This window comes from Corallococcus sp. CA053C, assembly GCF_003611675.1.
GTDB lineage: Bacteria > Myxococcota > Myxococcia > Myxococcales > Myxococcaceae > Corallococcus.
On sequence record NZ_RAWA01000332.1, the window covers coordinates 1 to 11,240 of the forward strand.

Genomic DNA, 11,240 nt, shown 5'->3' on the forward strand with positions numbered 1-11,240 from the left:
CTCCGGGAGCACGCCATGTCGCAGCGCACCCTCCACGCCACCGGCACCCCGTGGGAGCCCCGGGTGGGCTACTCGAGGGCCGTGCGCGTGGGCCCCTTCGTCTCCGTCTCGGGAACCACGGCCACGGACGCGCAGGGCCAGCTGGTGGGCGAGGGGGACGCGTACCGGCAGGCGGCCCAGGCGCTCGCCAACATCCGCGCGGCCCTGGAGGCGGTGGGCGCGCGGATGGAGGACGTGGTGCGCACGCGCATGTACGTCACCGACATCGCGCGCTGGGAGGCCATCGGCCGGGCGCATGGGGAATGCTTCGCGGCCATCCGCCCCGCCACGTCGATGGTGGAGGTGAAGGCGCTCATCGACCCGCGGATGCTGGTGGAGATTGAGGCGGACGCCGTGGTGGCGTCCGCGCTCGGCTGAAGCGTCAGAACTCCGCGGTGACGTCCGTGGGCACGTCGTCCGGCGCGCCGGGGTTGCCGGGCTCGGGGGTCGCGTCGTCGCCGGTGCCCACGGGGGGCGTCACGTCGCCGCGCAGTTCCGGGCCGCGGCAGTCCTGGACGGTGCCCACGCGGCTGCCGGCCACCTCCGTGCAGGACTCCAGGCGGGCGCCGTCGGTGCACTGGAAGAGGACGCGGAAGACCTCCTGCTCCCGGGCATCCCAGCACGCGCTGCCGACGTAGAAGGTGTTCGCCGGGATGTCGCCGCCCCAGGCGCGCAGGTCCGCGCGGCCGCCCAGCTGCGGGATGTGGCGCACGGAGGTGAGCACCTTCTCCTTCGCGGCGGTGGCCGTCTGCGGCAGGTTGTACGCGCCCAGCACGCGCGCGCGGGTGATGCCGGAGGGCTGGAGCTTGTGGCCTACGAAGGCGCCGGTGACGGCGTCGTGCGCGGCGGGGTTCGGCGTGAAGTTCGCCAGCCGGTACGCCAGCGACTTGCTGCCCTGGCCGTTGTGCGCGAAGGACATCATCAACCGGCCCTGCCCCGCGAAGGACGGCGCCACCGCCTTCAAGTTGTCCAGGGAGATGGCCAGCGTGCCCCGGCCCCGGTGCGCCTCGCCGTCGCGCTTGAGCGCGCCCGCGGCCACCAGCTTGTAGGCGGTGTCATCCGTGCTGCTCAGCGGCCGGGCCTCCAGCTTCCACTGGTAGCGCTGCGCGACGCCCTTGCGCACGGTGAGCTTGAAGGTGGCGTTGGCGCGGTCCTGCGGGCCGTACACCAGCACGTCGCCAGGCTTCGCGTCCGCGGACTTCTTCACCAGCTCCGCGACGGGCACGAGCGCCTGCCTCAGCGCATCGTTGAGCGCCTTCACCTGCATGCGGGCGCCCTCCAGCATCGCGGCGCCCTCGCCGTCGAGCGCGGCCTCCGTCTCCATCAGGTCCTGCGCGATGAGCGCCGCGCCGTCCTGCGCGGGCGCCTCCGCGTTGAGTTCCAGCGACGTGCCCGCGAAGTCCGGCAGCGACTCCACGGCCTCCTGATCATCCACCCCGCCGCACGCCGTCGAGAGCACCAGGGCCGCACCCACCGCCAACGTCTTGTTCCAGCGCATCGTCATCTCCGAGTTCCAGGTCGAAAGGTTCGCGTGACTGCCTGCTGTCCTCTCGAACCCGGTTCCCGCGCGCCGGTTGCGGGCGGGGAATTTTTTCGTGCGCGGGGGAGCATGTGCGCCGGGGTGGTCGTCCTCCGTGGGAGGCCCTACCTTCCAGGTATCATGGGCGTGGAATGGAAGAGCAACATCGACATCGCGGATGCGCTGGAGCGCGTGGCGGACCTGCTGGACACGCAGGACGCGATGCCCTACCGGGTGGCGGCGTACCGCAAGGCGGCGGCCACCCTCGCGCAGCAGCCGGACTCCGTCGCGGAGCTGCTCGCCAGCAAGGGGGAGCCGGGGCTGCGCGAGCTGCCGGGGGTGGGCAAGAGCATCGCTGCGGCGGTCGCGGAGTTCGTGCGCACCGGACGGATGGAGTTGCTGGAGCGGCTGGAGGGTGAGGTGTCCCCCGAGGGCCTGCTCGCCAGCGTGCCCGGCATTGGCCCGGAGCTGGCGAAGCGCATCCACGAAGAGCTGGGCATCACCACGCTGGAGGCGCTGGAGCTGGCCGCGCACGACGGGCGGCTGGAGCGGGTGGAGGGCTTCGGCCCCCGGCGCGCGGAGCAGGTGCGCGAGGTGCTGGCGGCGCGGCTGGGGCGCAACCGGCGGGAGCGTGAGCGGGTGCGGACCCACGGGCCCGAGGACGGACCGCGCCCCCCGGTGGCGCTGCTCTTGCGGGTGGACGAGGACTACCGGCGCAGGGCCGAGGCCGGCGAGCTGCGGCGCATCGCGCCCAAGCGCTTCAACCCTTCAGGCGAGGCCTGGCTGCCGGTGCTGCGCGAGCAGGTGGAGGGCTGGAACATGCGGGCCCTGTTCTCCAACACGGCGCTCGCGCACCAGCAGAAGACCACCCACGACTGGGTGGTCCTCTACTTCGACCAGGACGACATTGAAGGCCAGTGCACCGTGGTGACGGCCCACGGCGGTCCCCTGGATGGGCGGCGCGTGGTGCGGGGGCGAGAGGCGGAGTGCCTCGCGCACTACTTCGGCCAGCGCGGCGCGGAGCCTGAAGCCCCGCACGCGGGCGCCTGAAGCCCCGCGTCCTGGCGTCAACGCACGGGCGTGTACACGTCCGCGCCCGCGCGGGGGCCGCTGCTGTTGCTGCCTCCCGCGACGAGCACGCGCCCGGAGGGCAGCAGGGCCAGCGCGTGGTGCGTGTTGCGCATGGACAGGGTGCCCGCCGGGGTCCACATGTCCGTGGCGGCGTCGTAGACCTCCGCGGAGTCGAGGACGCCCAGTCCCGAGCCGCCCTCTCCTGTCACCACCAGCACGCGACCGGTGGACAGCACCACGGCGTGCGGCAGGTAGCGCGGCGTGTTCAGTGACGTCACGCCCTTCCAGGTGCCGCGCGCCACGTCGTAGACCTCCGCGGAGCGCAGCGCACCGTCCGCGCCCCAGCCGCCCACCACGAGCACGCGACGGCCATCCTCCAGCAGCACGGCGACGTGGCCATAGCGCGCCGTCGTCAGGGAGCCCGTGGGCCGCCAGGTGCCGGTGGCCGGGTCGTACAGCTCCGCGCTGGCGGTGAGGGACTCGGTGCCGGTGGACAGGCCGCCCATCACCAGCACCTCGCCCGAGGGCAGCGGCACCGCGGCGTGGTACGCACGCGCGCGGCCCATGGGCCCGGTGAGGCTCCAGGTGCCGGTGCTCGCGTCGAACAGCTCCGCGCTCGCGAGGCTGGACGCCGCGGACGAACCCGTCGCGCCGCCCGTCACCAGCACCCGTCCCGAACCCGCGAGCAGCGTCGCGGTGTGGCGGGCCCGGCGCGTGCCCAGCTCCGCCACCTGCGTCCAGGTGCCCGTCGCGGGCGCGTAGACCTCCGTGGAGGACAGCCAGGTGGAGGCGTCCTTCTGGCCCCCGGTGACGAGCACCCGGCCATCGCCCAGCTCCGTCGCGGTGTGCAGGAAGCGCGCGGTGCCCAGCGCGCCGGTGTCACTCCAGGCGTCCGAGCTCTCGTCGTACAGGAGGGCGCTCGCGAGCGCGCCGCCGGTGGTGGTGGAGCCGCCCGCGACGAGCACGGCGCCGGAGGGGAGCCGGGTCGCGGTGAGCTGCGCGCGCGCGGTGGGGAGGCCCTTGGCCGGGCTCCACGGCAGCGAGGAGGGCCGGTAGCGTTCGGCGGAGGCGTTGAGTGAGCCGGCCTGCGCGACGCCGCCCAGCACGAGCACCTCTCCCGACGGCAGCAGCGCGGCCGCGTGGCTGATGCGGCGCGAGGTCAGCGACGCCGTGTCGCTCCAGGTGCCGGTGTTCGGGTCATAGAGCGCGGCGCGGTCCAGGTAGGGCTGGCCTCCGTTGGAGCCGCCGGTGATGAGCACCTGACCGGAGGTGAGCAGCGTGGCGGTGTGGAACACCCAGAGCGACGGCAGCAGCCCCACGGCCGTCCAGGTGCCGGTGGCCACGTCGTACAGCTCCGAGGTGGCGGTGGCGAGGCTGCCCGCGAAGCCGCCGGCGACCAGCACCTGACCGGACAGCAGCAGCGTCGAGGTGTGGCCCGTGCGCTGGGTGACCATGCGGATCGCCGGAAGCCACGTGCCGGACGGCGGATCATAGAGCTCCGCGGACGCGAGCACCTCGCCGTTGGCGCTGTCGCGACCGCCGGTGACGAGCACCTGTCCGTTGGGCAGCAGCGTGGCGGCGTGGCCCAGCCGGGCCGCGGCCATGCGGGAGGTGGTCACCCAGGCGTTCTTCGTGGGCTCGTACAGGAGCGCGGTGGCCACCGCGTTGCCGGAGCCGCTGTCGCCGCCGACGATGAGCACCTGTCCGGTGGGCAGCAGCGTCGCGGTGTGCTGCGAGCGGGGCACGTCCAGTCCGCTCACGCCGGACCAGGTGTTGGTGTCGGGGTCGAACACCTCGGAGCCCGCCGCGCCCTGCGCGGAGGTGCCTCCGCCCACCACCAGCACCTTGCCCGAAGGCAGCAGCGTCGCGGTGTGGCGCTGGCGGCCCGTGGCCATCGCGCCCAGGGAGAACCAGCGGCCGGTGCGGGGGTCGTACAGCTCCGCGGCCGAGGTGCCTCCGCCGGTGACGAGCACATAGCCGTTGCGCAGCAGGGTGGCGGTGGGGTCCACGCGCACCGAAGCCATGGTGCCGGCGGGGGTCCACGTCGACGTGTCGACGAGCGCGGCGGAGGCGGTCACGAGCGACGGCGCATCGGGGGAACAGGCGGCTGCGCACGCGAGTGCGAGCGCGGCCAGCAGGCCGCTGGAGCGGAGACGGATCATCAGGGGGACATCCTTTACTGCCCGGGGGAACGGCGCTTGCCGTGGGGGGGCGGCCCATTAACCCAATTCAAAGGAAGACACCACCGGCGAATCCCTTTCAGTCCTTTTCCGGGTGAGTAGAGTTGATGTTCATGACAATGAAAGCCGCATTCGCTGCTTCGTTGGGGCTCCTGCTGTCGGGCTGCGGCACGCCCCAGGCCGTCGTCGCGAAGCATTACCGCTCCCATTCCGTCCAGGAGCAGGGGGACCTCCGGGTCGGTGAGTACGTCTCGTCCCAGTGGTCGCTGCAGACGGCCTCCTACTGGATTGAAGGGCCCGAGGGGCTCGTCCTCATCGACACGCAGCTGCTCCCCTCCGCGCTGCGCAAGGAGCTGGCGTTCGCGAAGGAAGTGACGGGCAAGGAGGTGAAGCTGGCGCTCATCCTCCACCCGACCCCGGACCGCTTCAACGGAACGGCGCTGCTCAAGGAGCTGGGGGTTCCGGTGCTCACGTCGGACCCGGTGCGCGCCCGCATCCCGGCGGTCCACGAGAAGTGGGCGCCCACGCTCTTCAAGAAGTACTGGAACGGCCGCTATCCCCGGAAGCTGGTGCTGGCGGACAGCTTCGGCGACAGCACGCGGGAGCTGAGCGCGGCGGGCCTCACGCTGAAGGCGCACGTGCTGGGCGCCGGGAGCAGCCAGGCCCACGTGGTCATCGAGTGGGAGGGACACCTGTTCACGGGGGACCTCGTGGCGAGGGACACGCATCCCTGGTTCGAGGAGGGCCGCGTGGACGAATGGCTCCAGCGGCTGGACGAGCTGAGGGCCTTGAAGCCCAAGTGGATCCACCCGGGCCGGGGGCTCCCCGGCGGGCCGGAGCTGCTGGACGCGCAGACGGAGTACCTCCAGGCGGTGCGGGAGGAAGTGGCCGCGGAGCGGCACGCGGCCCATCCCAGCAGCGACCCGTTGGGGACGGTGACGGAGAGGGTGACCCGGCGTTATCCCGGTCACCAGTACCCGGAGCTGCTGCCCGCCCTGGTGCGAGGGGAGTGGGCCCATCAGGCGCCCCGGCCGCCCGTCACCGCGGCGCCGTAGTCCTTCCTGTGCGGTAGCGGCCCCGGTGTTACCTTCGGAGGAGGACTGTCGTCCGAACCTTGAGGTTCACCGTGGCACCGAAGACCGACGAGATGCTGGAGCAACTGCTGCGCCTGGGCGAGGACTCGCTGACCGAGTTCAAGAGCGTCGTGCACAGGAACTTCCAGATCGATGCCGATGACATCGCGAAGGCCATCGTTTCGATGGCGAACACCAAGGGCGGCCTGGTGCTCATCGGCGTCGAGGATGACGGGACGGTGAGTGGCACTGGAGACCGGAAGCAGACCGACACGCTCATGATGCAGGTGAGTCAGCTCTGCCAGGACCGCATCGAGCCGCCCCTCATCTGCGCGCTCCAGAAGCGGGAGCACCAGGGGCAGACCCTCCTCCAGGTAGAGGTTCCCGCGTTCAGCCCCAGCCGCCCGCACCGCGCGGGCAGGATCTATTACGTCCGGGATGGCAACCGCTCGCGGGAAGCGAAGCGGGAGGAGCTTGTCCGCATGCTCCAATCCACGGACGCCTACTTCGACGAACAGGAGATGACCGGGGCCACCGTGGAGGACCTTGATACGGAGGCGGTGCGCGCGTTCTTCACGAGTGTTTATCCGCGACAAATCTCCGAGCAGAACATCGTGCCGCACCTGACCGCGCTCAAGTGCCTGGAGCGAACGGGGGTTCCCACCGTGGCCGGCATCCTGATGTTCGGCAAGGAGCCCACGCGGTGGTTGTTGGATGCGCGGATCTCCGCGGTCCGGGTCCAGGGCACGACCGTGTCGAGCACATTCCTGGACCGGCAGGAGATGGAGGGACGGCTGCTCGACCAGATCGATCAGGCCAGTGCCTTCATCCAGCGAAACATCGCGGCGCCCTCCCATGTCGAGGGAATGCTGCGAGTCGCGGATGGCTTGCCGGTGGAGGTCATCCGGGAGGCGATCCTCAACGCGGTGACCCACCGGGACTACAAGCCGGCATCGCAGATCCGGATCAACATCTTTGACGACCGCATCGAGATCCTGAACCCCGGCAACCTCCTGAACCACCTGACGCTGGAGAACATCCGGCAGGGAGGCATCAGCCAGAAGCGCAATCCCATCCTGGCGTCGCTCCTCGCGAAGGCCCAGCGGCGGGAGAACCTGGGCTTCGGAGTGCCCGACATGGTGCGGGTGCTGGGTGAGAAGGGATTCAAGGAGCCCACCATCGAACTGGTGGCGGGCCACTTCAAGCTGGTCCTCTGGACGACGCGAGCGACCTCATGAGCCGCGACGGCACGGACCTTCCGAAGAGCCCTTCGCCCGTGCTCGCGGTGATCCGGGTGCGGGTGAACCTGCCGCAGGATGAAGTGTCCTCCATGGTCCTCAAGGCCCGGCTCGTCGCGGGCATCCATTACATCGCCCAGCAGTTCGAGGAATCAGACCTGCGAGAGGTCGGTGCGGGAAGTTGGAACCTGTCACTGACGGGTGCGACCGGCCCCGACCTGGCGAGGAAGTCCTTCGATGCGGCGAAGATGCTGCGCGAGCGCATCCTCGTGGACCTGAGCCTGCCCTCCCGTATCGCGGTGCATGCCGCTGTGACCGGGGACGATGAATCGCGGCGGGAACAGACGCTGAGCCTCTGTGAGCGGCTTCAAGCACAGGTCCCCGAGAACGCCATCGCCGTGTCCCCTGACGTGTACCGGGTGCTGGAGGACGACGTGCGGCGAACGCTCTCGCCACCGGCACATCTGGATGGGGCTGATCTCCTGGCGGCGCAGTTTCCTCCGCAGCCGTCCGCTCACGGGGAGAACCTGAGGGAAGAGCTGCTGCGAGACCTGACCAGTCCAGCGGTACGGCGGCTTCACTACGTCGGCTTCCGGCTCCAGAAGAAGGAGCCGCCCAGTCTCGACATCTTTGACGTCTTCGTCATGCCGTCCGTCGAGGTCCGGAGGAAGTCCACCGCCACTGTCGGAGCCCTGTCCGGAATCTCTCCGGCATTCCTGAAACAGGGTGGGCTCGATTCGCCCTTGGGACGACTGACGGAGTCCCTGCAACAGGCGACTACCTATCTGGTGCCCCAGCGCATGACTTTCGAGGAGGCATCTCAGCGTCATCGCTCATTGGTGATTCTGGGAGACCCCGGCTCAGGGAAGACCACCCTGCTGCGCTGGCTCGCGGTGGTGGGAGCAGGCGGGCCGCTGGCCATGCATGCGGCACTGGGAGGCACAGCCCCCCCGCTGCCACTGCTCATCAGCGTCGGATATTTGGCCCAGGTTCGCGCGATGTTGGGAGGCGCCACGTCCGTGGTCGCGGCACTCGCGCACCTCTTTCATTCAAGAGGCATCTCGTCGGACGAAGCAAACCTTCGAGGCTTCCTTGATCGGCGGCTCGAACAGGGTGACTGTCTCGTGCTCCTGGATGGCCTCGACGAGGTGCGAAGCGAAGCCCGAGCCGACCTCATGCGGTGGCTGGAGGATTTCGCAGCCCGATATCCCAAGAACCGCTTCATCGCCTCGGCACGGCAGGTGGGCTACGTCGGGTTGGCGCTGCCAGACGCTGCGGAAGTCGAACTCGGGGCATTCGAGGACAAGCAGGTGCGCCGCTATGTCCGGTCGTTCCACCGGGCCTACCGGCAGTGGGAGGAAGGCCATCCGGATGACCTCACTGCGGACTACGAGTCAGAGCGGCTACTGACAGCGCTGTTCGCCAACCAGCGGCTCCACGAACTGTCACGGAATCCCTTCATCCTGGCATCGCTGGCCCTCATCCACCGTGCGGAAGGCCAGCTCCCACGTCACCGCGTCCAAGCCTACGAAATCTTCTCAAGGACCCTGTGCGAAACCTGGGGACAGGCGCGCAGGCTCATCGCGGCGGACGGTGAAGAAGCCCAGATCCGCTACGAGGAGGAAGCGGTCCCCATCCTCGGCCGGCTCGCATTGGAGATGCACCGTCAGTGGCCGAACGGCGTCGCGCCGGAAAACTTCGTCATTGAAACCCTGGCGACAGCACTCCAGGAGCGCGACGGAATCTCCCGCGAAGAAGCTGAGAGTTCCGCACGAGAGTTCCTCCATCGGGCAGGGAAGGACGTGCAGATCCTCATGGAGCGGGGTCCCAAGCGATGGGGCTTTCTCCACCTGACCTTCCAGGAGTTCTTCGCCGCCGTTGGTCTACATGCCAGCGAGTCCTTCGACAACGAGGCAATGAACCACCTGTTCGATCCCCGTTGGGAGGAGATTCTGCGCTTGGGCGTCGGCTACATGGCGCTCGTACAAAAACGGCCCGAAGCAACACGCCGATTCATCCGTCGGGTCATGACCCATCAGGAAACCGGCACTCGCCAAGTCCTGACGCACACACTCAGGAAGCAGATCCCGCTCGCGGCAGTCCTCGCGGCGGAAGCGGGCGACGCCCTCCCTCCAGCGCTCCAGAACCAGATCGCGAAAGAGTTCTGCGATTGGCTTTGTGTCATGCCCCCCATCATCGGGAAGCACGTCCTCACCGAACTGCAGCTATCGGATTTCGTGGAGCGACTTCCTCCCCATCTCGAACGGCTGATGCATGATGAATCCGCCGACGTCCGAGCCCATGCCCTCCATTACACTCTCGCGCTGACCCCGGACAGGTTCGAACAATTGATCACGGCCTCGCTCACGGACAGTGTTCCTGAAGTCCGCGCCACGGCCCCCTTGCTGATAGCGGAAAGGTCACCTCCCGATGCACTTCAACGACTGCAAGCGCTTCTGAAAGACGAGGACGAGACCGTTCAAGCACAAGCAGCATTCGCTATCGTTGCCCAACATTCCGAGCACACCCAGGCTGTGCTTGAGACACTTCAAAGCCAGGACAACATTTCGGGGCTTCTTTTCATCATCTCGTTCCTCGTGAAGAACCAGAACCTCCAGTCCGCCGAAGGCATCCTCCAAGCCTGGGAGGCCTCCGATGACTCCGAACTCCTTCACTTCGCCTCTATCTTCAGAGAAAACCAGAGCAGGAAGGGAATGCCGAGGTTCGAAGTCCCAGCACATCCGGATTTGATTGCTCAACTGGATGAGCCCAGTGAATCGGTACGGCTGTATGCCATCGAAATTTTGGGAGAGACAGCGCGAGTGGAAGCCATCAAGCCGCTGATCAACCTGACCCGTTCAGCCAACAGCGTGGAAGCGGGGTCGGCAATGGTCGCACTCTGGAACATCACCGCAGAAGCAAGCCTTGAGCCCTCCCACGACCCGAACTAACTGCTCGCGGACGTGTAGTGCCGGATGGACATCAACCACACCCGGCGCGCCACCCACGCAAAGACAACCGCGCCCACCACCGAGCCCACCAGCCAGGTCCACGGCAACCGGCCCAGCATCGCGAGCGCGGGGAACGTGGTCATCAGGGCCAGCGGGATGATGAACGTGAACACCAGGGCCAGCACGCCCCGGAAGATGGAGGACGGCCACCTCGCCGCGTCGAAGATGGACGTGAACAGGTACGTGAGGTTGTCCACCTTCACCACGAAGAACGCCGCGCTCACCACGAGAATCCACAGCGAGTACAGCAACAACACGCTCGTCCCCAGCAGCACCAGCGACGCCAGCGTTCCCGGCAACGACGGCCAGCGCCCCAGCGACACGAACGCGTAGACGAACAGCCCCACGCCGGACAACACGTTCACCGCGCGCCACGGCAGGAAGCGCTGCGTGGACACCAGGAACTGCGCGTCCGCGGGCTTCAGCAACACGAAGTCCAACGTGCCCTTGCGGATGTGCTCCACCACGCCCGTGAGGCTGGGGCTGATGGCGCCTTCCAACACACCCTGCAACAGCGTGAACCACCCCACCACCAGCAGGGACTCGTGGAAGCTCCAGCCCTCGATGGAGGGACGGTCGCCGAAGACGACGAACAGCGGCGCCAGCGCCGTGAACGTCCACGCCAGCGACGTCAGCCCCTCCGCCAGGAAGTCCGCGCGGTACTGCAACGCCAGCAGGCCGGAGGCCTTCAGCTGCACGCCCAGCAGGCGCAGGTATCGCCTTGGAATCAGCACCCTACCCTCCGAACGCCGCGAAGCGCGCCAGGCCCCGCCGCCACACGAGCGTCGCCACCACGCCCAGGCCCGCCACCCAGCCCCACTGCTTCGCCAGCAACACCAGCGCCGGCCCCGTCGCGTGCGCCCCCGTCATCAGCTCCACCGGCAGCCCCATCTGGTAGCGGAACGGCAGCGCGTCGATGACCGTGCGCACCCCCGGCGGGAAGAACTCCACCGGGAACATGTAACCGGAGCACACGAAGTACAGCACCATGTAGATGTCCATCAGCTTCTGGCTGCTCTCCAGGTACAGGCTCAGCGTCCCCAGGAGCACGTTCAGATAGAACGTCACCAGCCACGCCCCCACCAGCGACAGCACGAACAGCCCCCAGC

The 11,240-nt window shown here is 68.5% G+C and carries 9 protein-coding genes; 5 read left to right on the forward strand and 4 right to left on the reverse strand.

Going from position 1 to position 11,240, the window contains the following annotated elements:
* Positions 1-15: 15 nt before the first annotated feature.
* On the forward strand, positions 16-417 hold the full coding sequence (locus D7V97_RS32125; protein ID WP_120614445.1) for a RidA family protein: 402 nt from the start codon (positions 16-18) through the stop codon (positions 415-417).
* A gap of 4 nt (positions 418-421) precedes the next feature.
* Here D7V97_RS32125 and D7V97_RS32130 read toward each other — a convergent pair whose 3' ends face one another.
* Positions 422-1,543 (reverse strand): hypothetical protein, encoded by a 1,122-nt coding sequence (locus D7V97_RS32130; protein WP_120614440.1) that lies wholly within the window; start codon positions 1,541-1,543, stop codon positions 422-424.
* A gap of 156 nt (positions 1,544-1,699) precedes the next feature.
* Between D7V97_RS32130 and D7V97_RS32135 the strand changes: the two genes are divergently transcribed.
* Entirely contained in the window at positions 1,700-2,608 is a 909-nt protein-coding gene (locus D7V97_RS32135) for a helix-hairpin-helix domain-containing protein (RefSeq protein ID WP_120614441.1), read from the forward strand.
* A 17-nt stretch (positions 2,609-2,625) separates the two neighbouring features.
* On the opposite strand, the gene D7V97_RS32140 is transcribed toward D7V97_RS32135, so the two are convergent.
* Complete coding sequence (locus tag D7V97_RS32140) at positions 2,626-4,791, reverse strand: kelch repeat-containing protein (protein WP_233583364.1); 2,166 nt, start codon at positions 4,789-4,791, stop codon at positions 2,626-2,628.
* Between the two features lie 131 nt (positions 4,792-4,922).
* Between D7V97_RS32140 and D7V97_RS32145 the strand changes: the two genes are divergently transcribed.
* The 3 genes from D7V97_RS32145 to D7V97_RS32155 all read left to right on the forward strand — a co-directional run bounded on the left by D7V97_RS32145 (position 4,923) and on the right by D7V97_RS32155 (position 10,071).
* A complete protein-coding gene (locus tag D7V97_RS32145; RefSeq protein ID WP_233583365.1) occupies positions 4,923-5,864 on the forward strand; it encodes an MBL fold metallo-hydrolase in 942 nt (313 codons plus the stop codon).
* A gap of 71 nt (positions 5,865-5,935) precedes the next feature.
* Positions 5,936-7,120, forward strand: a complete 1,185-nt coding sequence (locus tag D7V97_RS32150; RefSeq protein ID WP_147445058.1) for an ATP-binding protein — start codon at positions 5,936-5,938, stop codon at positions 7,118-7,120.
* On the forward strand, positions 7,117-10,071 hold the full coding sequence (locus D7V97_RS32155) for an NACHT domain-containing protein (protein ID WP_120614444.1): 2,955 nt from the start codon (positions 7,117-7,119) through the stop codon (positions 10,069-10,071). The genes D7V97_RS32150 and D7V97_RS32155 overlap by 4 nt, the downstream gene beginning before the upstream one ends.
* Here the strand turns inward: D7V97_RS32155 and D7V97_RS32160 are convergent.
* Together D7V97_RS32160 and D7V97_RS32165 are read right to left on the reverse strand one after the other, a co-directional pair.
* Complete coding sequence (locus D7V97_RS32160; RefSeq protein ID WP_199729006.1) at positions 10,068-10,862, reverse strand: ABC transporter permease; 795 nt, start codon at positions 10,860-10,862, stop codon at positions 10,068-10,070. The genes D7V97_RS32155 and D7V97_RS32160 overlap by 4 nt on opposite strands.
* A 4-nt stretch (positions 10,863-10,866) precedes the next feature.
* Positions 10,867-11,240, reverse strand: a 374-nt coding sequence (locus D7V97_RS32165; RefSeq protein ID WP_199729005.1) for an ABC-2 family transporter protein, incomplete at its 5' end; no start/stop codon positions are given.